At 73.6% G+C, this 23,957-nt stretch carries 22 protein-coding genes; 17 read left to right on the top strand and 5 right to left on the bottom strand.

The window, feature by feature from the left end; genetic code table 11:
* Positions 1-89 precede the first annotated feature (89 nt).
* The 8 genes from ABIQ69_RS01400 (at position 90) to ABIQ69_RS01365 (ending at position 11,628) form a co-directional block, all read left to right on the top strand.
* On the top strand, positions 90-1,517 hold the full coding sequence (locus ABIQ69_RS01400; RefSeq protein ID WP_350348612.1) for a PLP-dependent aminotransferase family protein: 1,428 nt from the start codon (positions 90-92) through the stop codon (positions 1,515-1,517).
* 40 nt (positions 1,518-1,557) lie between these two features.
* Positions 1,558-2,583 carry a 2-phospho-L-lactate transferase gene (cofD, locus tag ABIQ69_RS01395; RefSeq protein WP_350348611.1) on the top strand — a complete coding sequence of 342 codons (1,026 nt, stop codon included), beginning with the start codon at positions 1,558-1,560 and terminating at the stop codon, positions 2,581-2,583.
* Between the two features lie 106 nt (positions 2,584-2,689).
* A complete protein-coding gene (locus ABIQ69_RS01390; protein WP_350348610.1) occupies positions 2,690-3,706 on the top strand; it encodes a putative F420-0 ABC transporter substrate-binding protein in 1,017 nt (338 codons plus the stop codon).
* A complete protein-coding gene (locus ABIQ69_RS01385) occupies positions 3,703-4,851 on the top strand; it encodes a putative F420-0 ABC transporter permease subunit (protein WP_350348609.1) in 1,149 nt (382 codons plus the stop codon). Before ABIQ69_RS01390 ends, ABIQ69_RS01385 begins: the two co-directional genes overlap by 4 nt.
* Positions 4,848-5,633, top strand: coding sequence for an ABC transporter ATP-binding protein (locus ABIQ69_RS01380; protein WP_350348608.1), 786 nt, complete (start codon positions 4,848-4,850; stop codon positions 5,631-5,633). The genes ABIQ69_RS01385 and ABIQ69_RS01380 overlap by 4 nt, the downstream gene beginning before the upstream one ends.
* Positions 5,634-5,642: 9 nt before the next feature.
* Entirely contained in the window at positions 5,643-6,122 is a 480-nt protein-coding gene (locus tag ABIQ69_RS01375) for a hypothetical protein (RefSeq protein ID WP_350348607.1), read from the top strand.
* Positions 6,123-6,207: 85 nt separating this feature from the next.
* Positions 6,208-8,079, top strand: a complete 1,872-nt coding sequence (gene ggt / locus ABIQ69_RS01370) for a gamma-glutamyltransferase (protein ID WP_350348606.1) — start codon at positions 6,208-6,210, stop codon at positions 8,077-8,079.
* 87 nt (positions 8,080-8,166) lie between these two features.
* Positions 8,167-11,628, top strand: a complete 3,462-nt coding sequence (locus ABIQ69_RS01365; protein WP_350348605.1) for an SdrD B-like domain-containing protein — start codon at positions 8,167-8,169, stop codon at positions 11,626-11,628.
* 78 nt (positions 11,629-11,706) lie between these two features.
* Here ABIQ69_RS01365 and fgd read toward each other — a convergent pair whose 3' ends face one another.
* The 4 genes from fgd to cofE all read right to left on the bottom strand — a co-directional run bounded on the left by fgd (position 11,707) and on the right by cofE (position 15,319).
* A complete protein-coding gene (gene fgd / locus ABIQ69_RS01360) occupies positions 11,707-12,729 on the bottom strand; it encodes a glucose-6-phosphate dehydrogenase (coenzyme-F420) (RefSeq protein WP_350348604.1) in 1,023 nt (340 codons plus the stop codon).
* 49 nt (positions 12,730-12,778) lie between these two features.
* Positions 12,779-13,459, bottom strand: coding sequence for a 2-phospho-L-lactate guanylyltransferase (gene cofC / locus ABIQ69_RS01355; protein ID WP_350348603.1), 681 nt, complete (start codon positions 13,457-13,459; stop codon positions 12,779-12,781).
* Positions 13,456-14,454 (bottom strand): TIGR03557 family F420-dependent LLM class oxidoreductase, encoded by a 999-nt coding sequence (locus ABIQ69_RS01350; protein ID WP_350348602.1) that lies wholly within the window; start codon positions 14,452-14,454, stop codon positions 13,456-13,458. Before ABIQ69_RS01350 ends, cofC begins: the two co-directional genes overlap by 4 nt.
* A gap of 61 nt (positions 14,455-14,515) precedes the next feature.
* Complete coding sequence (gene cofE / locus ABIQ69_RS01345; protein ID WP_350348601.1) at positions 14,516-15,319, bottom strand: coenzyme F420-0:L-glutamate ligase; 804 nt, start codon at positions 15,317-15,319, stop codon at positions 14,516-14,518.
* A 22-nt stretch (positions 15,320-15,341) separates the two neighbouring features.
* Here cofE and ABIQ69_RS01340 point away from each other — a divergent pair, with 22 nt between their 5' ends.
* From ABIQ69_RS01340 to ABIQ69_RS01320, 5 genes are all read left to right on the top strand, one after another.
* A complete protein-coding gene (locus tag ABIQ69_RS01340; RefSeq protein WP_350348600.1) occupies positions 15,342-15,839 on the top strand; it encodes a DUF6328 family protein in 498 nt (165 codons plus the stop codon).
* Between the two features lie 40 nt (positions 15,840-15,879).
* On the top strand, positions 15,880-16,728 hold the full coding sequence (locus tag ABIQ69_RS01335) for an exodeoxyribonuclease III (RefSeq protein WP_350348599.1): 849 nt from the start codon (positions 15,880-15,882) through the stop codon (positions 16,726-16,728).
* 112 nt (positions 16,729-16,840) lie between these two features.
* On the top strand, positions 16,841-18,130 hold the full coding sequence (locus ABIQ69_RS01330; RefSeq protein ID WP_350348598.1) for a protein kinase: 1,290 nt from the start codon (positions 16,841-16,843) through the stop codon (positions 18,128-18,130).
* Entirely contained in the window at positions 18,127-18,600 is a 474-nt protein-coding gene (locus ABIQ69_RS01325) for a hypothetical protein (protein ID WP_350348597.1), read from the top strand. The genes ABIQ69_RS01330 and ABIQ69_RS01325 overlap by 4 nt, the downstream gene beginning before the upstream one ends.
* Before the next feature lie 30 nt (positions 18,601-18,630).
* The gene (locus ABIQ69_RS01320; protein ID WP_350348596.1) at positions 18,631-19,449 is read left to right on the top strand and encodes an alpha/beta fold hydrolase; all 819 of its coding nucleotides are present in this window, start codon (positions 18,631-18,633) and stop codon (positions 19,447-19,449) included.
* Between the two features lie 9 nt (positions 19,450-19,458).
* Here ABIQ69_RS01320 and ABIQ69_RS01315 read toward each other — a convergent pair whose 3' ends face one another.
* A complete protein-coding gene (locus tag ABIQ69_RS01315) occupies positions 19,459-20,301 on the bottom strand; it encodes an SDR family NAD(P)-dependent oxidoreductase (RefSeq protein ID WP_350348595.1) in 843 nt (280 codons plus the stop codon).
* A 35-nt stretch (positions 20,302-20,336) separates the two neighbouring features.
* Here ABIQ69_RS01315 and ABIQ69_RS01310 point away from each other — a divergent pair, with 35 nt between their 5' ends.
* From ABIQ69_RS01310 to ABIQ69_RS01295, 4 genes are all read left to right on the top strand, one after another.
* Positions 20,337-20,804: a GNAT family N-acetyltransferase gene (locus ABIQ69_RS01310; protein ID WP_350348594.1), complete on the top strand. Its 468-nt coding sequence runs from the start codon at positions 20,337-20,339 to the stop codon at positions 20,802-20,804.
* A 104-nt stretch (positions 20,805-20,908) separates the two neighbouring features.
* Positions 20,909-21,808, top strand: a complete 900-nt coding sequence (locus ABIQ69_RS01305; protein ID WP_350348593.1) for an ABC transporter ATP-binding protein — start codon at positions 20,909-20,911, stop codon at positions 21,806-21,808.
* A 40-nt stretch (positions 21,809-21,848) separates the two neighbouring features.
* Entirely contained in the window at positions 21,849-22,889 is a 1,041-nt protein-coding gene (locus tag ABIQ69_RS01300; protein ID WP_350348592.1) for an aliphatic sulfonate ABC transporter substrate-binding protein, read from the top strand.
* Between the two features lie 5 nt (positions 22,890-22,894).
* The gene (locus tag ABIQ69_RS01295) at positions 22,895-23,818 is read left to right on the top strand and encodes an ABC transporter permease (protein ID WP_350348591.1); all 924 of its coding nucleotides are present in this window, start codon (positions 22,895-22,897) and stop codon (positions 23,816-23,818) included.
* Positions 23,819-23,957 lie beyond the last annotated feature (139 nt).

Genomic DNA, 23,957 nt, shown 5'->3' with positions numbered 1-23,957 from the left:
ATTGTTCGGCTTGAACATTTCCCTTTTGTTACCCAGTGTGACGTTGTGGTTACTCATCCTGTCCCTCCCTGCGATCGGAGGCAATGGTGATGTCAGGTATTCGTGTGGACATCTCCGAGCTGCTCGCACTCGCGGGCTTCGACGACCCGACGCCGAAGGGCATTGCGGGAGACCTCGCCCGGCTCATCAACGCCGGCGAGCTGCGGCGCGGTGACCGGCTGCCGACCGTGCGCGACCTCGGCGCCGCCCTCGACGTGAGCCCCGCCACGGTGTCGCAGGCCTGGCAGGCGCTGGCGCGGGCGGGGCTCATCGCCTCCCGGGGCCGCGCCGGCAGCTTCGTGCAGGGCCAGGGGCCCGGCGGCCCTGCCGCACGCATGCGCGGCATGGCCGCCCCCGACGATCCCGTCCGCCTCGACCTCTCCCGCGGCACGCCCGACCCGCTCCTCCTGCCGGCGCTCGGCCCGGCGCTCTCGCGCGTCTCGGCGAACGCGGCGACCGGCAGCTACCAGGCCGAACCCGTGATCCCGGCGCTCGCCGCGATCCTCCGCGACTCGTGGCCCGGCGACGCCGAGCAGATCGTCGTGGTCGACGGCGCACTCGACGCGATCTCGCGCACGCTCGAGCAGGTCGTGCGCTTCGGCGACCGCGTCGTCGTCGAGCATCCGGGCTTCCCGCCCTTCCTCGACCTGCTCGACGTGCTGGGCGCCGAGGCCGTGCCGGTCGCGCTCGACGAGCACGGCGTCCTGCCCGGCGCGCTGGCGGAGGCGCTGACGCTGAAGCCCGCGGCGCTGCTCCTCCAGCCGCGCGCGCAGAACCCGACCGGGGCGTCGATGACGCCCGCCCGTGCCGACGAGCTGGCGCGGGTCATCCGGTCGGCGGGCGACGACGCGGCCGGGCTCGTCATCATCGAGGACGACCACTCGGGGCTCATCTCGAGCGAGGGCGATGCGACGCTCGCGACGAGCCTGCCCGACCGCGTCGTGCACGTGCGCAGCTTCTCGAAGTCGCACGGGCCCGACCTCCGCATCGCCGCCGTCGGCGGACCGCGCGACCTCGTCGAGCGCGTCGTCGCGCGGCGCATGCTCGGCCCCGGCTGGACCAGCCGGATGCTGCAGTCGATCCTCGTCGACCTGCTGACCGACCGGTCGGCGATCGAGACGGTCGCCGACGCGCGCCGCGCCTACGCCGCCAGGCAGCGGGCGCTCGGCGACGCGCTCAGGGCCCGCGACGTCGCGGTCGCGCCCGCCGACGGCATCAACCTCTGGATGCCGGTGCTCAGCGAACGCTCGACGCTCGTGCAGCTCGCGGCCTCCGGCATCCGGGTCGCGGGCGGCACGCCGTTCCTCGCGGCCGCGAACGGCGGCGCGGAGTCGGCCGCCCACGGTCGCGGCACCCCGCGCTCGCGCGACACCCCCGACTACGTGCGGGTCACCGTCGGCATGGTCCGCGACGGCGCCGACCCGCTCGCGGATGCGCTCGCCACGGCCGCGCAGCACCGGGTCGCCGGCGGGTACTGACCGGGCGCCTCGGGCCTGCCGCCGCTCGTAGGCTGGTGGGATGCGGATCACGGTGCTGGCGGGAGGTGTCGGCGGGTCGCGGTTCGTGGGCGGCCTCCGGGAGGAGGTGCGCCGCCGCGCGGAGGCGGGCGGCGAGCCGGCCTCGATCGACGTCGTCGTGAACACCGGCGACGACCTCTGGCTCGCGGGCGTGCGGCTCATGCCCGACTTCGACTCGCTGCTCTACGCGCTCGCGGGCGTGAACGACACCGAACGCGGGTGGGGCCGGGCCGGCGAGACCGAGCGAGTGGCCGCCGAGCTCCGCGAGTGGGGCGTCGGCTGGCCCTGGTTCACGCTCGGCGATCTCGATCTCGGCACGCACCTCGCGCGCACCGCGTGGCTCCGCGAGGGCCTCACGCCGACCGAGGTCGGCGAGCGGCTGCAGCGCCGGTGGGAACTCGGGGTGCGGCTGCGGCCGGCGACGGACACGGAGGTCGACACCCACGTCGAGGTGGCCGACCCCGACGAGCTCGACGGCGTCCGCAGCCTGCACTTCCAGGAGTGGTGGACGCGGTACCGCGCCGCACTCCCGGCGCTCGCATTCCGTCAACGGAATATCGAGCACGCGCGGCCGGCGCCGGGCGTCGTGGAAGCGCTGCTCGGTGCCGACGCCGTGCTCCTCGCCCCCTCGAACCCGGTCGTCTCCATCGGCACGATCCTCGCGATCCCGGGCATCCGCGAGACGCTCGCCGAAACGCACGCGCCCGTCGTCGGCGTCTCCCCAATCATCGGCGGCCGAGTCGTGCGCGGCATGGCCGACGCGTGCCTTACCGCCATCGGCGTCGACACCGATGCCGCCGCCGTCGCCCGTCACTACGGGTCGCGTGCCCGGGGCGGCATCCTCGACGGGTGGCTCGTCGACGAGACGGATGCCCCGGCCGCGGCGTCGCTCGCCGAAGCGGGCTTCGCGACCCGCGCCGTGCCGCTGTGGATGCGCGACTTGGATGCGTCCGCCCGTCTGGCGGGCGACGCGCTCGACCTCGCCGCCGATCTCGCCACGGGCCTCGCGGCGGGCGCCGCGGACTAGGATCGAGGCAGACCACCGGTCGGGTTTGACCGGTGCCGTGCGCCCGGGATTGGGCCGCGAGTCCTCGTTCACGTCGAGCCGTCTCCTCGCCTGCCCGGAGTCCCGCATGCCGATCCCCGTCCGTCGCCGCCCCCGTCGGCGCTCACTCCTCGTCGCGCTCTCCGCGACCGCGCTCCTCGCCGGCTGCGCCGCACCGGCCGCGGGCGACCACGACCCGGCGGCGGAGGCCGACACCGGGTCATCCGGTTACCCGCTCACGGTCGACAACTGCGGCACCGAGGTGACCTTCGAAGCCCCGCCCGAGCGGGTGCTCACGGTCAAGAGCTCCACGCTCGAGCTCATGCTCGCACTCGGGCTCGGCGACCGGATCGTCGGCACCGCGTTCAGTGACGGTCCCGTGCCGGAGGCGTACGCCGACGACGCATCCGGTCTCCCGGTCGCCTCCGACAAGGTGCCCTCGCAGGAGGCCACGCTCGCCCTCGAGCCCGACCTCGTCTTCGCGGGGTGGGAGTCGAACTTCTCGGCGGAGGGGGTCGGCGATCGCGCCGCGCTCGAGGAGCTCGGCGTGCGCACCTACGTGGCCCCGGCCGCCTGCAAGGCCGAGGGGTACATGCCCGACCCGCTCGACTTCGACGAGGTGTTCCGCGAGTTCGAGGAGGCAGGCGCGATCTTCGGCGTGCCGGAGGCCGCCGCCGACCTCGTCGCCGCCCAGCGCGACGCCCTCGCCGCGATCGAGCCGAACGCCGAAGGCCTCACGGCGCTCTGGTACTCCTCCGGCAGCGACACGCCGTACGTCGGAGCGGGCATCGGGGCACCCCAGATGATCATGGAAGCCGCCGGGCTCGCCAACGTCGCGGCCGATGTGCACGACACGTGGACCTCGCTCAGCTGGGAGGCCATCGTCGACGCCGAGCCCGACGTCATCGTGCTCGTCGACGCGGCCTGGAACACCGCCGAGCAGAAGATCGCCCTGCTCGAGCAGAACCCCGCGACGGCCGCACTGCCCGCGGTACGGGAGCGGCGCTACGTGGTCGTCGACTTCCCGGCGACCGAGGCCGGGGTGCGGAACGTCGACGCGGTCGCGTCGATCGTGGAACAGCTCGACGCCCTGGCGGCCGGATGACCCGCTCCGCCACCGCGTCGGATCGACCGGTCGCCTCGATCGGGGCGGAGCGGCCGGGCGGCCCCGACCGCCCGACCGCCCGACGCCCGCCGGCCCGGCGGGCCTCGCGCCGCGCGTGGCCCTGGCTCGCCGGAGGCCTCGGGCTCGTCCTGCTCGCGGCATCCCTCGTGATCGCGATCACCATCGGCCCGGCCGCGCTCACGCCCGCCGACGTGCTCTCGAGCGTCGCCGCCCACCTCGGCCTCGGCGAGTCGTCGCTGCCGCCGCTCCGCGACGCGATCGTGTGGGAGCTCCGGGTGCCTCGGGTGCTCGCGGCCGCGGCGGTGGGCGCGGGGCTCGCGCTGTGCGGCGCCGTGATGCAGGCCGTCACCCGCAATCCGCTCGCCGACCCGTACCTCCTCGGCCTCTCCTCCGGCGCCTCGGTCGGCGCGGTCGTGGTCATCGTGCTCGGGCTCGCCGTGGTGCTGCCGCTCGCGGCGTTCGCCGGTGCGCTCGCGGCGCTCGCGGCGACCCTCGGCCTGGCGCTCGCGGCCGGTCGCAGCGCCGGAGGCGTGGGGCGCGCGGGGCGCCTGAGCCCCACGACCACCGTGCTCGCGGGCGTCGCGGTCTCGAGCGTCTTCGGCGCGGTCACGAGCCTCGTCATCTTCTGGAGCGCGACGGGCGACAGCTACCGCGAGATCCTGAACTGGCTGCTCGGGTCCCTCGCCGGCACCGACTGGACCTCGGTCGCGATCGCGGGCGGCGCGCTCGTCGTGATCGGCGTTCCCCTGCTCGCGAGCGCGCGCACCCTCGACGCCTTCGCCGTCGGCGAGACCGGCGCGGCCGCCCTCGGCGTGCACGTCGGACGTGCCCGCGCCCTGCTGCTCGCAGGCACCGCGCTGCTCACCGGCGCGCTCGTCGCCGTGAGCGGGTCGATCGGCTTCGTCGGGCTGGTGCTGCCGCACGCGGTCCGGCTCGTCACCGGCCCCGGCCACCGCGCGCTGCTGCCGCTGTCGGCGCTGGCCGGCGCCGTCTTCCTCGTCTGGGCGGACACCGCGGCGCGCACCCTGTTCGACCCCCGCGAGCTTCCTGTCGGCATCATCACGGCCCTCGTCGGCGGACCGGTCTTCGCCTGGCTGCTGCTGCGCACGAGGCGTCTCGCATGACGCCCGGCCTCGACCTCGACCGCGTCCGCTTCACCCGCGGCGGCCGCACCATCATCGACGGCGTCGACGCGACGATGCCGTCCGGCGCGCTCACCGCCCTCGTCGGACCGAACGGCGCCGGCAAGACGACCCTGCTGCACCTCGTCGCGGCGATCGAACGCGCCGACGACGGGGAGCTCGCGTTCGCCGGCACGTCGCTCGGTCGGATGCCTCGGCGCGAGCGCGCCCGCGTCGTCGCCCTCGCCGAGCAGCAGGCCGAGGTCGACCCGCAGCTGACGGTCGAGGCATCCGTGCTGCTCGGCCGCACCCCGCACCTCGGCGCGTTCTCGGCGCCCGGACCGCACGACCTCGACCTCGCATGGCGCTCGCTGGAGGCGGTCGGCGCCGCCGAGCTCGCCGGCCGCCCCCTCGGCTCGCTCTCCGGCGGCGAGCGCCAGCGCGCCACGCTCGCCCGTGCCATCGCGCAGGAGCCCTCGCTGCTGCTCGCCGACGAGCCCACGAACCACCTCGACCTCTCGGCGCAGCTCGTCGCGCTCGACCTGCTCGCCGGGCTCGCGCGCGGCGGCCTGACCGTCGTGGCCGCGCTGCACGACCTCAGCCTCGCGGCCGCGTACGCCGACCACGTCGTCGTGCTCTCCGCAGGCCGGGTGGTCGCGGCCGGTGCGCCCGGCGAGGTGCTGACGGCCGAGCTCGTGCACGCCGTGTACGGCGTCCGCGCCGAGGTCATCGAGCACCCGATCACCGGGCGGCCGCTCGTCGCGGTCGCGAGCGTCGAGGCGTAGCGTGGACGTATGGCCGACCTGACCGACGCCCGCCGGACCCTCATCGACGGCATCGCCGCGGAGTTCCTGCACAACGCCCGGCACGGCCGGCGCCTCGTCGCGGTCGACGCCGCCTCCGCCGAGCAGGCGTCGCGGTTCGCCGACGACCTCGCGACCGTGCTGACCGCCCGGGAACAGCCGGTCGTACGCCGGTCGGTCGGCGTCGTCGACGAGGCGACGCTCCGCCGCGACACGGTCGAGCCGTTCCGCGCCGGCACCCTCGCGGGCGCCGACGGCGACGACGTGATCCTCGTCGTCGACGGGCACGGCGTGCTCGGCGACGCCGTCCGGGGCGTCTGGCACTTCTCGGTTTGGGTCCTCTCGGGTGACGAGCTGCCCGACTCGGGCGCGAACGTCATCGTCGACGCGACCGACGAGGACGCCCCGACGCGGTACTTCTACGACTACTGCAAGCTGCCGCCCAGCGTGAACCGGGCCGGCCTGCACTGAGTCTCGGCGCTCACCCGTTGCCGCCCGCCGCGTCGGGGTCTACCGTGTCAGGCACCGCACGTTGTACCCAGTTCGGGGGGATCTCATGGTCGACGTCGTCCAGCACCGCACCCGCAGGCTCGCGCTCCGGCGCGCCGTGCTCGCCCTCGCGGCACCGCTCGCCGTCGGGCTCCTCGCGCCGGTCGCGCCGGCCTTCGCCGACGGCGAGGGGCACGGCCGAGGCGGTGGCGGCGGGCGGCCCGACGCGACCCCGGTGGCGACCTCCGTCGGCACCGGCGGCGCCGTGACCTCGGTGGATGCCTCGGCCAGCCAGGTCGGCATCGATGTGCTGCGGCGGGGCGGCAACGCCGCGGACGCGGCGGTCGCGACGGCCGCCGCGCTCGGCGTCACCGAGCCGTACAGCGCCGGCATCGGCGGGGGCGGCTACTTCGTCCACTTCGACGCCGCGACCGGCGAGGTCACCACGATCGACGGCCGCGAGACCGCTCCGGCCGGCATGCCGACCGACGCCTTCATCGACCCGGCGACCGGCGCGCCGTACCGGTTCTCACCCGAGCTCGTGTCATCCGGCGTGGCGGTCGGCGTGCCGGGCACCCTCGCGACCTGGGAGGCGGCGCTCGACCGGTTCGGCACGAAGGACCTCAAGCAGGTGCTGCACCCCGCGATCCAGCTCGCGAAGCACGGCTTCCCGGTCGACGAGACGTTCCGCAGCCAGACCCTCGACAACAAGGCGAGGTTCGCCGCCTTCCCCGACACGGCCGAGCTGTTCCTGCCGGGCGGCGACGCCCCGCAGGTCGGCACCACGTTCCGCAACCCCGATCTGGCCGACACGCTCTCGCTCATCGCCAAGCAGGGCACGCACGTGTTCTACGAGGGGCCGATCGCCGACGAGATCGCCGACGTCGTGCAGCATCCGCGGAAGGATCCCGCCTCGCCGCTGCCGGCCCCGCCCGGCACCCTCACGGCCGACGACCTCGCCGCGTACGAGGTGATCGACCAGGCGCCCACGCACGTCGAGTACCGCGGCCTCGACGTGTACGGCATGGCGCCCTCCTCGTCGGGCGGCACCACCGTCGGCGAGGCGCTGAACATCCTCGAGAACCACGATCTCACGTCGGCGAGCACCGGGCAGGCGCTGCACCTCTTCCTCGAGGCATCCGCTCGCGCCTTCGCCGACCGCAACGCCTACGTGGGCGACCCCGCATTCGTCGACGTGCCCACCGAGACGCTGCTCAGCCAGGAGTTCGCGGACGCCCGCGACTGCACCATCGACCCCGACGCGGCGTCGACCCGGCCGGTGCCGGCCGGTGCGCTCGACGCCGAGGGCTGCGCGGCCGTCGCGTCCGAGGAGCGCGCCGACACCGAGAACGTCTCGACCACCCACCTCTCGGTCGTCGACCGATGGGGCAACGCCGTCGCCTACACGCTCACCATCGAGCAGACCGGCGGCTCGGGCATGACCGTGCCGGGGCGCGGGTTCCTGCTGAACAACGAGCTCACCGACTTCAGCACCGTGTACTCCGAGACCGATCCGAACCGCATCGAGCCCGGCAAGCGCCCACGATCGTCGATGTCGCCTACCATCGTGCTCGACGACGGCGAGGTGCGGTTCGTGCTCGGCTCCCCCGGCGGCGCGACGATCATCACCACCGTGCTGCAGATCCTCATGAACCGGATCGATCTCGGGATGACCCTCCCCGAGGCCGTGGCCGCGCCGCGAGCGTCGCAACGCAACGCGGCATCGACGCCCGCCGAACCCGGTTTCATCGCGGAGTACGCCGACGACCTCGCGCCGTTCGGGCAGGTGTTGGTGCCCTCGGGCGACCTGCTCACCTCCGCCGCGCAGATCGGCGCCGCGGCGACGATCGAGGTCGGCGACGACGGAGTCATGACCGCCGCCGCGGAACCCGTCCGGCGCGGCGGTGGCGCCGGCCTGGTGGTGCGGCCGGCGCGCTGATCCGCGTCCCCCCTCGACGTCGGCCCCTTCCGCACCGTACAGCGTGGCTCGTCTGGCGGTTGGGGGATCGGCATGGACAGGAATCGGATGACGCGGGGCTGGGTCTCGGCCCTCGCCGCGCTCGCACTCGTCCTGAGCGGCGCGCTCGTGACGGAACCGGCACAGGCGGACTCGCCGGTCGTGACCGTCACCGTCGCACCGGTCGACGAGGAGATCGAGTCGGGCGCGCGGGCCGTCTTTCGGATTTCGTACGCGTGCTCGACGCTCGTCGGCTTCTGCACCGGAGTCGTCGTCACCGCCGATCCGCCGCCCGGTGTCCAGCCGGGAACCGGTGAGGCGGTGCCGAACGTCGACGTCGCGTCGGCGACCGGCGGCGACGCCGTGGCCCTCGTGTTCTCGCCGCTGGCGGGCGGCACCTCGGGGGAGGTGCAGGTCAGCTGGGTGGTGCCGAACCCGGTGACCCTGCCGGGTACCGAGGTCTCCCAGTCCATCACGCTCGCCGCCGACGGACAGGACACGGCGACCGTGACGTCCGCGCCGCTCGCCGTCACCGCGACCCCGCAGCTCGCGGCGCAACTCGCCATGCTCGACCCCACCGACGAGACCGCCGTCGTCGTCGACCGGCCCGTGACCTACCGCGTCTACGACTGCAACCCGGGGGCGACCGGACTCGGCGCGCTCGGTTCGTCGACGGTCACCCTGACGCTCACCCTCCCGACCGGCGCTGTCGTCGACCCGGCCTCGGTGACGGGAGGCGGGGTCGTCTCCGGGGACACCGTCACCTGGACGGCGACCGATCCGATTGCGAACGGCTGCGACCTGCCCGAGCGGGCCTACGACGTCACCGTCACCTACCCGTCGGCGGTGTTCCAGCCGCCGCCCGCGAATCCGCCGGCCGTCTTCACCCGCACGCCCGCCCTGCACGTCGAGGCCACCGCGCTCGACGCCACCGTCCTGACGGCCGACGACACCGTCACGCACACGTTCGTGGGCCGGAGCGCGAACGACAACTACGGCTCGACGACGGTCTGGCGCGGCACCTCCGGATCCGACTGGGCGGCGCCGCGCGCGATCTCGCGGACCAACACCACGGAGATCTACGACTGGCGGCTCTACGGGTACTGGACCCTCAGCGCGATCGGCCCGCAGCCCTGGCCCGACCGCTACAACGTGATGGTGCACCAGAGCCGGATCCCCTGCGTGGTCGGGAGCACCGCGATCTCTCCGAACCCGACCGGCACCGATCCGCTTGTGGGCAACGTGCCGGGCGACTGGAGCGTGCCGGCGAACCAGTGCCAGACGCCCGGGTTCGAGGTGCTGTGGCTGAACCTCGACGAGTATTCGGCGTCCAAGGTGACGCAGGTGGAGGTGGTCACCTGGAACGGCTCGGCCGGCACGGTCTACAAGTGGAACCCGTCCGGTCCGATCGGCGGCGCGCTCGACCTCGCCGTGCACGCCGTGCCCGATGTCCGCGGCCCGACCCTCGTCGGCGGCGATGCCCCTGACCTCGGCGGCGAGTCGGAGACCGGCGAGGCCGCTTCCGCACCAGCGCTGGGCTCGGGTGACGGCCGCCTCGTCACGGGGACGGTCGACAGCCTCGGCGTCCCGGCCGGCGAGATCGTCACCGACGTGCGCATCGTGTACGACCAGGTGGACTACTACAACCAGGTGATGGCCACGATGCAGGGCCGGTCGACGCCCGCGTTCGCGACATCCGGCGCGACGCAGATGTTCAACAAGATCACCGCCATCACCTACAACGGCGGGTTCGCCTGGGGCACCACGCCGCCGCCGGTCGCGAACTGGTTCGGCGGCACCGACTTCTTCCAGTACGTCCGCCCGTTCATCGAGCCCGCCCCCGACCCGGTGGTGACGAAGACCGCCGTGGACCCGGTCTCGGCGCTGGCACCGGGAGATACCCCGCAGTGGCGGGTCCGGCTCGCGAACGGCTTCAACGGCACGCCCCTGAACCCGTACCTCGTGGAGGTGCTGCCGCCGGGGCACACCCTTGTCCCTGAGTCGCTGACCTGGACGAACCTCGAGATGCTCGACGGGGTGCAGCTCGACTTCACCAGCTCGACGGTCGTCATCGACGGTGTCGAACGCACGGCGCTGACCTTCAGCTGGGCGCCCGAGCACGTGATGGACAACCCCAACGACGAGACGTCGCCCGATCATCAGTACTACGTCGAGGGGCGTCTCCCGACGCTGGAGCTGCGGACGCAGCTGCCGCAGGCCATCGCCGACGGCACCCGCACGGGCAACGAGGCGAACCTCGCCTACCTCTTCGACGGCGTCGTGAACCTGCCCGTGCTCGACGGCGCACCGGTCGACGAGTTCGACCTCGACGAGGACGGAATCACCGCCGAGCGCGTGGCGCGCGCCTCGGTCGACTGGACCGCGGTCGGCACCGCCGGAGTCATCGCCGAACTCTTCGTGCGGGCGGGCGGCGCGACGGAGTGGACGAAGGCGGCGGCCATCGATGACACCTGGCGCACCGATGCGGCACCCATCGAGTACCGCATCCAGGTCGCCAACCGGGAGAACTACCGCGTGAACGACTTCGTGCTCTACGACGTGTTCCCGTTCATCGGCGATCACGGCCTGAGCGCCGAACTGTCCGGCGATCCGCGCGGCACGGAATGGGAGCCGGTCTTCACCGGAGTCACCTCGGTGCCAGACTTCGTCGAGCTCGCCTACTCCACCTCGACGACGCCCTGCACGCCCGAGCTGTTCGACGGCGATCAGGGCACCTGCGTGGATGACTGGACGACCACGCCGCCGGCCGACCTCGCCAGCGTCCGCGCGCTCCGCGCGACGGTGACCGAACCCTACGAGGAGCCCGACGTCGACAACCCGCCGCTCACCATCGACTACGGCATGGAGGTGCCGGTGCCGGCGGATGTGGCGCTGCTCGCCGTCCCCGCGCCGGCGCCCGGCGAATCGCCGGCCGACGCGAACGTCGCCTGGCAGGGCAGCCGTGTCAACAGCGCCGGCGAGGTCGTCGACCTCCTCCGCGCCGAGTCTGCGATCGCTCGCGTGTCGCTCATCGCGGGCGGGCTCTCGGGGGTCGTGTGGCACGACGTCGACCGCGACGGTCTCCGCGAGGACGGGGAGCCGCCGATCGCGGGCGTGCCGGTGGAGCTGCTCGATGAGACGGGGGAACCGGTCGTGGGCCCGGCCGGGGCGGTGGTGACGCTGACGGATGACTCGGGCGCGTGGGCGTTCGAGGCGCCGATGGGCCGCTACCTCGTGCGCTTCCCGACCGCCACGGACGGGCTGCCGCTCACGGTGCAGCGTTCGGCCGAGGCCCTCGGCTCGGATCCGGCGGCCGACGGCGTCGCCGGCCCGTACGACGTCACCGCGGCCGCACCCCTGGTGACGGGCATCGACGCCGGGTACGGCCTCGTGCCCGCCCCCGGCCCGGCGCCCGCGTCCCTGCCGTCGACCGGTGTCGATGCGCTCGCGTGGGCCGGTCCCGCCGGCCTCCTCGTGCTGCTGGGGCTCGCGCTGGCTCGCAGTCGCCGGCGGTCCGCGGCGCGACCGTAGCGCGCCGCCGGCGCCGGTGACCGTCGCGCGGGCGCGGGCGCGGGCGCCGGCGCCGACGCGAGCCGAGCGCCTGCGGCGCTAGCCGCGCGCCCGCAGCCGCGGCGCGAGGTCGCGCTCGAAGAGCTGCATGAACCGGCGCTGGTCGTGGCCGGGCGCATGGAACACGAGGTGGTCGAAGCCCCAGTCGATGTACTGGCCGATCTGCGCGACGACCTCGTCGGGGTCGGTGCCGACGATCCAGCGCTTCGCGATCTGCTCGATCGGCAGGGCGTCGGCGGCGCGCTCCATCTCGACGGGGTCGGTGATGTCGTGCTTCTGCTCCTTCGAGAGCGAGAGCGGCGACCAGAACCGGGTGTTCTCGAGCGCGGCCTCCTCGGTCTCCTCGTACGACACCTTGATCTCGATCATCCGGTCGAGCACGTCGTACGAGCGGCCGCCCGCCTCGACGCCCTCCTTGACCGCGGGGATGAGCTGGTCGACGTAGAGCTCGGCACCCTTGCCCGAGGTGCAGATGAAGCCGTCGCCGGCGCGGCCGGCGTACTTCGCGACGGTCGGGCCGCCGGCGGCGATGTAGACCGGCACCGGGACATCCGGCCGGTCGTAGATGGATGCCCCGTGCGTCGAGTAGTACTCGCCCTTGAAGTCGACCTGGTCGTCTTCGGTCCAGAGGGCGCGCATGAGGCGCACCGCCTCGCGGAGCCGCGCGAACCGCTCGCGGAACTCGGGCCAGTCCTGCTCGCCCGCGCCGCGGAAGCCGGTCGCGATCTCGTTGAGCGCCTCGCCCGTGCCGAACCCGGCGATGATCCGCCCCGGGTAGAGCACGCCCAAGGAGGCGAATGCCTGGGCGAGCACCGCGGGGTTGTAGCGGAACGTCGGCGTCATCACGCTCGTGCCGATGCGGACCGACGACGTGCGCTCGCCGACCGCCGCCATCCAGGTCAGGGAGAACGGCGCATGCCCGCCCGCGTGCCGCCAGGGTTGGAAGTGGTCGCTCGTCCAGACCGATTCGAAGCCGTGCGACTCGGCGGCGACGGCGAGCTCGACGAGCTCGCGGGGGTCGAACTGCTCGGCGGAGGCCTTGTATCCGAGGGTGAGGCTCATGCTGCGATCCTTCCACAGGGTCCGCGGCGAGCATCTCGCTTCGGACGGATCAACCGATCGTGCCGTCGGCGAGCGCGGCGACGACGTGCGCGGTGTGCGTGCCGGTCCCGAGGCCGATCGCCTCCTCGAGCGCGGCGAGCGTGTCGACATCGCGGCGGAGCCGGGCGGATGCCTCGAGCCGCACGAACCCGGCGCGTTCGTGCTCCGCGGCGGAGTCCGGCCCGAACCGGGGCGCGAACGCGGTTCCCGCGAGCGCGGTGGCGAGCGTCGTACCCGTGCCGTCGGCGTCGGGCACGAAGGCGAGCGGATGCCTCGCCGCCCGATCGAGCGCGTCGTCGAGGTCGCCCGGCCGGAGGCTCGGCACGTCGCCGAGGAGCACCGCGAGGTCGCCCGCCCCCGTCGCCCGGGCGTGCTCGATGCCGAGCGCGATCGCGGCGGTCAGCCCGCGGGGCTCGCCCTCCCGCACGAATTCGAGGCGCGCCCGGCGATCCGGGCCGTCGAGTTCCGGGCCGGCGCGGCCTGCGTCGCCTGCGTCGCCGCTTCCGACCACGACGACGCGTTCGACCCGGTCCGCCGCGAGCGCCGCGTCGATGGCGTCCGCCGCGAACGCCTCGGCGAGCGCCTCCCGGGCCGCGGGCGGCACGTGCGGCGCGAGGCGGGTCTTCGCGCGGCCGGGAGCCTTGACGGGCACGACCACGGTCCAGGCCGCGCGGTCCGTCGCAGCCGTCATCGGCTGAGCCCCGGCAGGACCTCGCGACCGAACACCTCGAGGAAGCCGGCCTGCTCGCGACCGACGTTGTGCAGGTAGATGCGGTCGAAGCCGAGGTCGAGGTAGCGCTGGATGCCTGCGCGGTGCCGGTCGGGGTCGGCGCCGACGAGCATGCGGCCGGCGAAGTCCTCCGGCCGCACGGTTCGGGCGAAGTGCTCGACGTCGTACGGCGATCGGAGGTCGCCGCGGGGGGCGCGGAGCCCGGCGATCGGCCACTCGCGGAGGGCGTTGCGCATCGCCTCTTCGTCGGTCGGCGCCCAGGACAGGTGCAGTTGCAGGACCCGAGGCATCCGCTCGGCGTCGCGACCCGACTCGCGCGCGCCCTCGGCGAAGCGCTGCAGCAGCACCGCGAGCCGGTCGGTGGGCGCGCCCATCGTGATGAGTCCGTCGGCGACGCGGCCGGCGCGCTTCGCCGTCACCGGGCCGCCGGCCGCGACGAGGATCTCGGGCGGCGTCTGCGGCATGGTCCAGAGCCTCGTCGACTCGAGTTTGAAGTGCTGTCCCGAGAAGCGGACGTCGCGGCCGGCGATCGAGGCCGCGAACAGGCGCTTGATGAGCTCGACCGCTTCGAACATGCGCTCGATGCGCTCGGGCGGCTCAGGCCAGTACTGACCGACGACGTGCTCGTTGATCGCCTCGCCCGAGCCGATGCCGAGCCAGGTGCGGCCGGGATGCATCGCCGCGATCGTCGCGCTCGCCTGGGCGACCACGGCGGGATGCATCCGGAACCCGGGTGTCGTGACCCCGGGCCCGAGGTCGCCGGTGGTCCGCGGCGCGATCGCCGCGAGGACGCTCCACACGAACGAGCTCTCCCCGTGCGCGGGCAGCCATGGCTGGAAGTGGTCGCTCGCCATGACGCCCGTGAACCCGTGACGTTCGGCGAGCGCGGCGAGTTCGACCGCCTCGGCCGGCGGGAACCGCTCGAGCATCGCGGCGTAGCCGATGTGCGCAGGCATGGGTCAATCCTGCCCTGCCCGCGACGCGGCGGGGGCGCGAGCCGGGCCGTGCGAGCCGGGCTCAGCCGCGCAGCGGCCCCTCGGCCTGCGCCTCGTCGAACCCGGCGCGGTAGCCCTCGTCGTACGCCTCGTCGGCACCCTGCCGGAACAGGTCGCGCTCGGCCGGCCGCTGGATCGACCGCGCACCGGGCAGATCGAGCTCGCCCACGAACCGCCCGAGGCCGCGCACCACCGCCACGGGCACGCCCGCCGACTTGCCCTTCACCAGCTCGGCCGCGCCGGCGATCTCGTCGGCCACGCACGGCATGGTCACCGCCAGGGGCTTGCCCGAGGCATCCGCGGTGCCACGCAGGTCGTCGAAGACGTGCACCCCGGCCGCGCCGATCGCGAGGTCCGTCTGCCCCTCGCGCCACGGGCGGCCGAGGGTGTCGGAGAGGATGACGCCGACCGTGCGTCCGGTGAGCGCACGGAGGCCCGTGGCGAGCGCCCGCGCGGAGGCATCCGGATCGACCGGGAGCAGCAGCACCGTGCCGTCGGGCGCGTTCGAGGCATCCACCCCGGCGGCCGCACCGATGATGCCCTGCCGGTTCTCGACGATGCGGGTGACGCCGCCGTCGTGCTCGCGCGTCGCGACGACGCGCACCGTCTCGTCGGTGATGGCCTGCTCGCGGTCGGCGGCCTGCACGATGCGGCCCTCGGCCTTCGACACGATCTTCGAGGTGACGACCAGGATGTCGCCGTCCTCGAGCTCGGTCGCCGCGGCGATGACCGCCGCCAGATCGGCGCCGGGCCCGATCTCGCCGATGCCCTCGACGCCTTCGACGCTGAACCCCATCTGCACCCCCGAACGGTCGATCACCATCATGGCAGCAGGTAGCATCCCGTGCATGACGACGGATGCCGGGCGTGCCCGCCGCGACACGACGACCGACGACGGACGCGACGAGACGCCCGTCGAGAAGGCCGATCGCAACTGGGGTGAGATCCTGCAGGAGCTCCGCGCCGTCCAGACCGGCACGCAGATCATCACCGGGTTCCTGCTCGCCGTCGCGTTCCAGCCGAAGTTCGCCGACCTCGAGCCCTACGAGGTGAGCCTCTACCTGGTGCTGGTCGTGCTCGCGGGCTTCGCGACGGTGCTGGGCCTCGCGCCCGTGATCATGCACCGCCAGCTCTTCGGGCTGCGCCGGAAGCCGAACCTCGTGGTGCAGGCGAACCGGCTCCTCATCGCCCTGCTCGTGGTGGTCTCCCTCCTCGCGGCGGGCGTGACGAGTCTCATCTTCGACGTCACCGTGAGCCGCACCGCCGGGTTCATCGCCCTCGGCGTCGCGCTCGTCGTGCTGCTCGTGTTCTGGACCGTTGTGCCGCGGGTGGGCAGGCGCCGCTGACGCGCTCCGTGCGTCGGCGGAGTTGCCTACGCTGGAACCCATGCGCATCGCGACCTGGAACGTCAACTCCATCCGCACCCGCCACGCCCGCGTCGTCGACTGGCTGGTGCGCGAGGACGTCGACGTGCTCGCGATGCAGGAGATCAAGTGCAAGCCCGAGCAGTTCCCGCACGCCGCCTTCGAGGCAGCGGGGTACGAGGTCGTCGCCCACGGGCTCAACCAGTGGAACGGGGTTGCGATCGCGTCGCGGCATCCCATCGCCGACGTCGAGACGCACTTCCCCGGCCAGCCGGGCTTCCTGAAGGGCCATGAGGGCCCCGACCTGCCCATCGAGGCACGCGCCCTCGGGGCCACGGTCGAGGGCGTGCGGCTGTGGAGCCTCTACGTGCCGAACGGCCGCTCGCTCGGCGACCCGCACTACACGTACAAGCTCGACTGGCTCGCCGCGCTCACCGCGTACACGCGCACCGAGACGCAGGCGCATCCCGAACGCCCGTTCGCGCTCATGGGCGACTTCAACATCGCGCCCACCGACCTCGACAACGGCGACCCGATGGTCGTCGAGGGCGTCTCGACGCACGTCTCCCCCGCCGAACGCGAGGCGTTCTTCACGCTCCTCGACGCGGGCCTCACCGACCCGGTCCGCCCGCGCGTGCCCGAGGGGCTCTACACGTACTGGGATTACCAGCAGCTGCGCTTCCCCCGCAACGAGGGCATGCGCATCGACTTCATCCTCGGCTCCGCCGCGTTCAGCGAGGCGGTGACGGATGCCTCGATCCACCGCAACGAACGCAAGGGCGAGGCCCCGAGCGACCACGTGCCCGTGCTCGTCGACCTGACGCTCGGCGACGCCGACGACGAGGGCGACCTGCCGATGATCTTCGGGTGACGTCGGGTCCGCGACGCCCGCCTCGAAGCGATGGGATGCCTCGCCCTAGCCGCTCCGTCGGAGGCGCGCAACCCGCAGCGGGCTCGCAGTCCGCGCGCCTAGCATCGAGGCGATGACCACGGCACCCGACCGTCCGGCCGTCGACGACACGCTCGCCGGCGCGCGCCTCGACGACCGCTACGAGCTCGCCGCGCTGATCGGGCGCGGCGGGATGGCGAACGTGTACCGGGCCCGCGACACCGTGCTCGGTCGCGAGGTCGCCGTGAAGGTGTTCCGCGCCGCGGGCGAGCTCGACGACCCCGAGCGGCGGCGGTCGGAGACGGCGCTGCTCGCGAGCCTCACCCACCCGGCGCTCGTGATGCTGCACGACGCATCCCGCGACGCCCTCACCGGTCGCGACTTCCTCGTAATGGAACTCGTCGACGGGCCGAACCTCCGTGAGCACCTCGCGGCCGGCCCGCTCGGCGCCGACGACGCCGCGGGGATGCTCGTCGAACTGGCGGAGGCGCTGCACGTGATCCACGCGCGGGGCGTCGTGCACCGCGACGTGAAGCCGGCGAATGTGCTCCTCGCCCCGTCGGCGCTGCCGAACCGGCCCTGGCGGGCGAAACTCGCCGACTTCGGCATCGCCCGGCTCGTCGACGACAACCGCCTCACCGCCACCGGACGCCTCATCGGCACCCCGGGCTACCTCAGCCCCGAGCAGGTGCGGGGAGAAGGCGCCCGCGCCGCCTCCGACGTGTACGCGCTCGGCTTGCTCGCCCTCGAGGCGCGGACGGGCGAGCAGGCCTTCCCGGGGCCCGGCATCGAGGCGGCGAGCGCCCGGCTCGTCCACGACCCCCACGTGCCCGCGACACTCGGCCCCGACTGGCGGGCGCTCATCGTCGCGATGACCGCCCGTGATCCCGCGGATCGGCCGACGGCGCTCGAGGTCGCGGTGCAGGCGAGCACCCTGATCGGCGCGGAGCCCGCCGGGGCGTCGGGATTCGACGAGCTGACCCAGCGGGACCTCACCTCGCACCCAGCGCAGGAGCCGGGACCCGAACCGCATTCGAGCGAAGCGGCCCCCGAGGCGGACGAACCGACCGCCGCCACGAAGCTGCTCACCACGCCGGTGTCGACGTCGCCCGAGTCGGCGCGGGTACCGAGCGGCGCGGGACGCACCCGGCCGGCCGCGCACGCCGACTCCGGGTCCCGCGACGGCCGCGGCCCGAGCGGCCTCGCACGGTGGCTCGTGCCGGTCGTGCTCATCGCCCTGCTCGCGACCGCGGCGTTCGCGTTCCTGCCCGGACTCCTCGGCGCCGGTGGATCGGCACAGGAACCCGCGCTCACGCCGCTGCCCGTCATCCCCGGCGAGCTCGGCGTCCATCTCGAGCAGCTCGACGAGGCGGTGACCCCATGATCCGCCGTCCCGGCACTCGACGTGGGCAGGGCCTTCTCGCCCGCATCGCCCTCCCCGCGGTGCTCGTCGCCGCACTCGCAGGCTGCGCCTCCGATCCGCGCCTCTCCGCGGACGAGACGGTCGCGCTCCACGAGCGCGTGCTCGACGTCGCCGAGCGTTCCACGGGCGGCGACTACGCCGGCGCCATGGCCGAGCTCGCGCTGCTCGAGGCCGATGTCGCCGAGGCATCCGCTGCCGGCAGCCTGCCCGACGAACAGGAGGCCGACATCACCGAGGCCATCGCGCTCGTCCGCACCGACCTCGAGACGCTCATCGCCGAGCAGTCGGCGCCCGCACCAGCCGAGGACGCGGGCGACGACGGCGAGGACGCGAACGACGACGGCGGCAACGGCGATGACGGCGGCGGCAACGGCGACGAAGGCAACCAGGGCAAGGGCGGCGACAAGGGCAAAGGCAAGGGCAAGGACTGACGCATCCGGCTCGCGCCGCAGGCTCGCAGGATGCCCCACCTCATCGTTCCCGGCGCCGAGCTCGCCTACGAGGCGCACGGTCGCGCCTCCGATCCCGCCCTGCTGTGCATCCCCGCGGGAGTGGCCACGATGCGCATGTGGGACGAGCACCTCGCGGAGCTCGCGCGGACGCACTACGTGATCACCTACGACCCCCGTGGCTTCGGCGCGACGACCCACGATGCGGCGGTGCCGTTCGCGAACCATGACGACGCGCTGGCGGTCCTCGATCATCTCGGAGTGGCCCGCGCCACGCTCATCGGCGCGAGCCGCGGCGGCGGGATCGCGATCGACGTCGCCCTCGCAGCTCCGGAGCGCGTCGCCGGGCTCGTCGTCGTCGGCAGCGGCGCGAGTGGGTTCCCCGACGTCACGCCCACCGGCGCGGAGCAGCGCCGCTTCGACGAACTCGACGCGATCGATCCCGAGGCCGAGCCGGCGCGGCTCGTCGAACTGGAGACCCGGTTCTGGGCCACCGGGCCTGACCGCACGGACGAGGAGGTCGACCCCGCCTTCCTCCGGCGGGCGCACGAGCTGAACGCTCCGAACATCGCCCACGCGGCCGACGACGGCACGATCCTCCCGCTCGACCCGCCCGCGACCGGGAGGCTGGCGGAGATCGCCGTGCCCGCGCTCGTCCTGGTCGGCGACCTCGACGTCAGCGTGATGCGCGCCCGCGCCGCACACCTCGTCGCGGAGATCCCGGGTGCCGAGACCGCCTCGTTCCCCGACGCCGCGCACCTGCCGACCGTCGAGCGACCGGCCGAGTTCCGCCGCATCCTGCTGACCTGGCTCGACGAGCACGGTCTCTGAGGCGGCCGCCTACCGCGCGCGCCCGGTGAACCCCTGCATCGAGCGGTACACGCCGAAGCCCCCGCCGACCACCACGTCGAAGACCCGGGTCGGCAGCAGCGCACGGAGCGCGCGCGAGAGCCGGACCGTGCGCGGCAGCTCCACGAGCGGCTCGCCGCGGAGCATCGCCCGCCAGACCCGGTCGACCACGACGTCGGGCTCGAGGATCGGCGCGAGCAGCGGCCCCGTCGCGCCCGCGAACATCCCGGTCGCGATGTAGCTCGGCGTGACGGTCGTGACCTTCACGTTCGTGTGCCCCGCCTGGGCGAGCTCGACGCGGAGCGAGTCGCTCCAGCCGATGAGGGCCGCCTTCGACGCGGCGTACGCCGCCATCCGCGGGTTGCCGAGGGTGCCGGCGGCGCTCGCGATGTTCACGATGCGCTTGGCCCGGTAGGCGTCGGCGATCATGCCGGGGAGGAACTCGCGGGCGACGTACATCGGCGCGAGCGCGTTGACCCGCATCGTGGCCCGAGTGTCGTCGCCGTTGTCGGTCTCCCAAAAGTAGCGGTTGCCCCGCACGATGCCGGCGTTGTTGATGAGAATGTCGGGCGCGCCGAGGTCGTTCCGCACCTTCTGCGCATGCTTGGCGATGGCGCCCATCTCACCGAGGTCGACGACCTCGCTCCGCACGAGGGTCCGTCCGCGCGCCGCCTGCCCGAGCGCCTCGGCCGTGCGCGCCAGCGCGGATGCGTCGCGATCCCAGAGGGTGACGGCCGCCGCGCCCTCGGCGACCGCCCGCTCCGCGTAGCTGCGGCCCATGCCGCTCGCCGCACCCGTGATGAGCACCTTCGCGCCGCGCACCGTCCTCGCCATGGCTCAATTCTGCCGCGACGTGCGAGCATGAACGGATGCCGACTCCGAACGCCCGCCTCGTCGCCAAGACCGCTGAAGACACCGCCCGCTGGCTCCCCGTCGCCATGGCCGCCTACGAACGCGCGCGTATCGCCGCAGGTGACACGCCCGAGATGGCCGCGCGCGCCCGCGAGGCATCCGAGACGCAGTTCTTCGACGACGGCGTCGTCGCCGACGGCCACCTCCTGTTCACCGTCGAGGCCGACGGCGAGGAGGCGGGCTGGCTCTGGATCGGGCCGATGGAGAACCCCGCGAACTGGTACGTGTGGGATGTCGCGATCGACGAGCGCTTCCAGCGGCGCGGCCTCGGCCGGTGGACCATGCAGGAGGCCGAGCGCATCGCGCGCGAGCACGGAGCGACCGCGCTCCGGCTGAACGTGTTCGCGTACAACACGGGCGCCATCGCGCTCTACGAGAGCCTCGGGTTCACGCCGGGCGCCCTGCACCTGCAGAAGACGCTCTGAGCGACGGCGTCCGTATTACGCCGCGGGTCGTCGCGGGCTGACACCTCCCGAGCGCGTGGCTAGCGTCGAAGCATTCCCCCGTTTCGACCCGTCCGGGAGCCAGCATGTCGGCGAAGACCGCTCCGGAGAGCCCCACTGTCGCAGAATCTGCGGCAGGGCCCGGTGCTGCTGCGCTGCCCGTCTCGTTCGCGGGGCTCGGGCGATCGTTCCCGACCGCAGACGGCCGCCGGCAGGTCCTCCGCGACGTCGACCTCGACATCGCGGCCGGTGAGATCCTCGCCATCCTCGGGCCGTCGGGCTGCGGCAAATCGACGCTCCTGCGCATCGCCGGAGGGCTCGACCGGCCCACGTCGGGCGAGGTGCGCATCGGCCGTACGACGGTGGCGTCCTACGACGTCCGCTGCGCGGTGGGCTTCCAGGAGCCTCGCCTCCTGCCGTGGCGGTCGGTCGCCCAGAACGTGGCGCTCGGCCTCCCGCGCGGCACCGCCCGGCAGGCCGGTCGCGAGCAGGTGACGCGACTGCTCGAGCTCGTCGGTCTCGCCGACTTCGCCGGCCATCGGCCGCGGGAGATCTCGGGCGGCATGGCGCAGCGCGCCTCGCTCGCCCGTGCGCTCGCACGCAATCCCGCGGTGCTGCTGCTCGACGAGCCCTTCGGCGCGCTCGACGCGCTCACCCGGCTCAAGATGCAAGACCTCCTGCTCGACGTGCACGCGGCCGAGCCCACCACCGTCCTGCTCGTCACCCACGACGTCGACGAGGCCCTGCAGCTGGCCGATCGCATCATCCTGCTCGGCGTCGAGCCCGATGGCGAGGAGGCCGGCCCCGCCCGCCCGGGCGCGGTCGTCCGGCAGACGGTCGTCGTGCCGGGCTCGCGTCCGCGCGATCGCGGGTCGGCCGAGCTCGCCGAGCTCCGCGGGCGGCTCCTCGACGGCCTCGGCATCGACCGGCACGGCAGCGCCCGCGGCATCCCCGCGACCACCACCATCCCGGCCTTCCCTTACTGACCGCGTCCCCGACCCCACCCCGACCCCGACTGGAGCCCCCATGTCCCGCACCCATCTGCTCCGCACCGCGCTCGTCGCCGGTGCTGCCGCGAGCGCCCTCCTGCTGACCGGCTGCGTCGCCGGCGAAGGCCAGGCCGCGCAGCCGGCCGCGGCCGAGGCATCCGGCGACCCCGTCTCGCTCGAGGGCCAGACGCTCGCGATCGACTTCGCCACCTACAACCCGCTGAGCCTCATCATCAAAGACCAGGGCTGGCTCGAGGAGACCGGCCTCGAAGTCACCTGGGTGCAGTCGGCCGGGTCGAACAAGGCCAACGAGGCGCTGCGCGCGGGCGCCGTCGAGGTCGGCTCGACCGCCGGGTCCGCCGCCCTCCTCGCCCGTTCGAACGGCTCGCCCATCAAGGTGATCGACATCTACTCCCAGCCCGAATGGGCGGCCCTCGTCGCCGCGCCCGGCTCGTCGATCGACTCGGTCGACGACCTCCGCGGCAAGCAGGTCGCGGCCACCAAGGGCACCGACCCCTACTTCTTCCTGCTGCAGACGCTCGCCGCCGAAGGGCTCGAGCCGGAGGACATCACGGTGCAGAACCTCCAGCACGCCGACGGCTGGGCGGCGCTGCAGAACGGCTCCGTCGACGCGTGGGCCGGGCTCGACCCGATCATGGCCGGCGCGGAGCAGGCGGGCGCCACGCTCTTCTTCCGGAACGTCGACTTCAACAGCTACGGGTTCCTGAACGCCCGCGAGGACTTCATCGAACAGAAGCCCGAGGTCGCCCAGGCCGTCGTCGACGCCTACGAGCACGCGCGCGCGTGGGCCGCGGCGAACCCCGAGGAGACCGCGCAGATCCTCGCCGACGTCGCCGGCCTCGACCTCGCGGTCGCCACGACCGTCATCACCGAGCGGTCGAACCTCGACGTCGACCCCGTGCCGGGCGACGCGCAGGTCGCCGTGCTCGAGGAGATCGGGCCGATCTTCGTCGAGCTCGGCGACGTCGCGACGCAGGAGCAGGTCGACCAGGCCCTCGACACCCTGATCGACGACGAGTTCGTCACGCAGGCCGACCCGGCCCGCTTCGAGGACTGACCACCATGACGGATGCCTCGCACCCGATGCTCTCCACCGGCCCGGCGATCCACGACGGCGACGAGGTCCGGGTCGCCGTGAACGGCACGTCCACGGCGGTCGCGGCCGGGCGCGCCGCGGGGCGCGAGGCATCCGTCACTCCCTCGGCCGGCGCCGGCGCCGGCCGCCGGCTCGTCAACCGGCGCTGGTTCCGCATCCTCGGGGGCGCGCTCATCCCGGTCGCGGTCCTCACGGCCTGGCAGCTCGTGTCGACGAGCGGCCTGGTGCCGCTGTCGATGCTGCCGAGCCCCGAGATGGTGTGGCTCGCGGCCGTCGACCTCGCCGAGCGCGGACTGCTCGGCCTCTACGTCGCGATCTCCACGCAGCGGGTGTTCATCGGCTTCGCGTTCGGAGCGGCCATCGGCCTGGCCGTCGGCGCCCTCGTGGGGCTGTCGAAGCTCGGCGACATCCTGCTCGCCCCGACCCTCGGCGCCATCCGCGCGGTGCCGTCGCTCGCGTGGGTGCCGCTGCTCATCCTCTGGTTCAAGATCGGCGAGGAGTCGAAGGTCATCCTCATCGCCATCGGCGCGTTCTTCCCCGTCTACACGATCGTCTCGGCGGCGCTGCGGCACGTCGACCGTCAGCTGCTCGAGGCCGGCCGGGCGTTCGGCCTGCGCGGGGTCCGGCTGCTGACGGCCGTGCAGTTGCCCGCGGTCGTCCCCTCCGTGGCGTCGGCCCTCCGCCTCGCGCTCGCGCAGGCGTGGCTGTTCCTGGTGGCGGCCGAACTCATCGCCAGCTCGATGGGGCTCGGCTTCCTGCTGAACGACTCGGGTAACAACGGCCGTATAGACCGCATCTTCCTCGCGATCATCCTGCTCGCCGTGCTCGGCAAGCTCACCGACGCGCTCATCGGACTCTTCGAGCGCTGGGCGGTGAAGCGCTGGGCCTAGCCCGCCCGCGCTCCCTCCTCCGATCGCCGTGCACCGCTGGTGCGCGGCGATCGGTCGTTCCGGGGCCGGCGCGCCCGCTCTCGCCAGGGCCGCCGCATCCGCGCGCACGACGGCTGGCAGAAAAGTCGGTATTCAGTGT

The sequence above is a fragment of the Agromyces sp. G08B096 genome, assembly GCF_040267705.1.
GTDB lineage: Bacteria > Actinomycetota > Actinomycetes > Actinomycetales > Microbacteriaceae > Agromyces.
Note: the sequence above shows the minus strand (reverse complement) of the source record. Positions and strands in the feature narration are given on the sequence as shown.

Bases quoted from the DNA above. Each gene is read 5' to 3' on its own strand.
- ABIQ69_RS01320 (WP_350348596.1), top strand. From the start codon at position 18,631: ATGCCCCACCTCATCGTTCCCGGCGCCGAGCTCGCCTACGAGGCGCAC.
- ggt (WP_350348606.1), top strand. From the start codon at position 6,208: ATGGTCGACGTCGTCCAGCACCGCACCCGCAGGCTCGCGCTCCGGCGC.
- cofE (WP_350348601.1), bottom strand. From the start codon at position 15,319: ATGATGGTGATCGACCGTTCGGGGGTGCAGATGGGGTTCAGCGTCGAA.
- ABIQ69_RS01390 (WP_350348610.1), top strand. From the start codon at position 2,690: ATGCCGATCCCCGTCCGTCGCCGCCCCCGTCGGCGCTCACTCCTCGTC.
- ABIQ69_RS01385 (WP_350348609.1), top strand. From the start codon at position 3,703: ATGACCCGCTCCGCCACCGCGTCGGATCGACCGGTCGCCTCGATCGGG.
- ABIQ69_RS01300 (WP_350348592.1), top strand. From the start codon at position 21,849: ATGTCCCGCACCCATCTGCTCCGCACCGCGCTCGTCGCCGGTGCTGCC.
- fgd (WP_350348604.1), bottom strand. From the start codon at position 12,729: ATGAGCCTCACCCTCGGATACAAGGCCTCCGCCGAGCAGTTCGACCCC.
- ABIQ69_RS01400 (WP_350348612.1), top strand. From the start codon at position 90: ATGTCAGGTATTCGTGTGGACATCTCCGAGCTGCTCGCACTCGCGGGC.
- ABIQ69_RS01340 (WP_350348600.1), top strand. From the start codon at position 15,342: ATGACGACGGATGCCGGGCGTGCCCGCCGCGACACGACGACCGACGAC.
- ABIQ69_RS01335 (WP_350348599.1), top strand. From the start codon at position 15,880: ATGCGCATCGCGACCTGGAACGTCAACTCCATCCGCACCCGCCACGCC.
- ABIQ69_RS01305 (WP_350348593.1), top strand. From the start codon at position 20,909: ATGTCGGCGAAGACCGCTCCGGAGAGCCCCACTGTCGCAGAATCTGCG.
- ABIQ69_RS01330 (WP_350348598.1), top strand. From the start codon at position 16,841: ATGACCACGGCACCCGACCGTCCGGCCGTCGACGACACGCTCGCCGGC.
- ABIQ69_RS01325 (WP_350348597.1), top strand. From the start codon at position 18,127: ATGATCCGCCGTCCCGGCACTCGACGTGGGCAGGGCCTTCTCGCCCGC.
- cofD (WP_350348611.1), top strand. From the start codon at position 1,558: ATGCGGATCACGGTGCTGGCGGGAGGTGTCGGCGGGTCGCGGTTCGTG.
- ABIQ69_RS01375 (WP_350348607.1), top strand. From the start codon at position 5,643: ATGGCCGACCTGACCGACGCCCGCCGGACCCTCATCGACGGCATCGCC.
- ABIQ69_RS01350 (WP_350348602.1), bottom strand. From the start codon at position 14,454: ATGCCTGCGCACATCGGCTACGCCGCGATGCTCGAGCGGTTCCCGCCG.
- ABIQ69_RS01365 (WP_350348605.1), top strand. From the start codon at position 8,167: ATGACGCGGGGCTGGGTCTCGGCCCTCGCCGCGCTCGCACTCGTCCTG.
- cofC (WP_350348603.1), bottom strand. From the start codon at position 13,459: ATGACGGCTGCGACGGACCGCGCGGCCTGGACCGTGGTCGTGCCCGTC.
- ABIQ69_RS01295 (WP_350348591.1), top strand. From the start codon at position 22,895: ATGACGGATGCCTCGCACCCGATGCTCTCCACCGGCCCGGCGATCCAC.
- ABIQ69_RS01380 (WP_350348608.1), top strand. From the start codon at position 4,848: ATGACGCCCGGCCTCGACCTCGACCGCGTCCGCTTCACCCGCGGCGGC.
- ABIQ69_RS01310 (WP_350348594.1), top strand. From the start codon at position 20,337: ATGCCGACTCCGAACGCCCGCCTCGTCGCCAAGACCGCTGAAGACACC.
- ABIQ69_RS01315 (WP_350348595.1), bottom strand. From the start codon at position 20,301: ATGGCGAGGACGGTGCGCGGCGCGAAGGTGCTCATCACGGGTGCGGCG.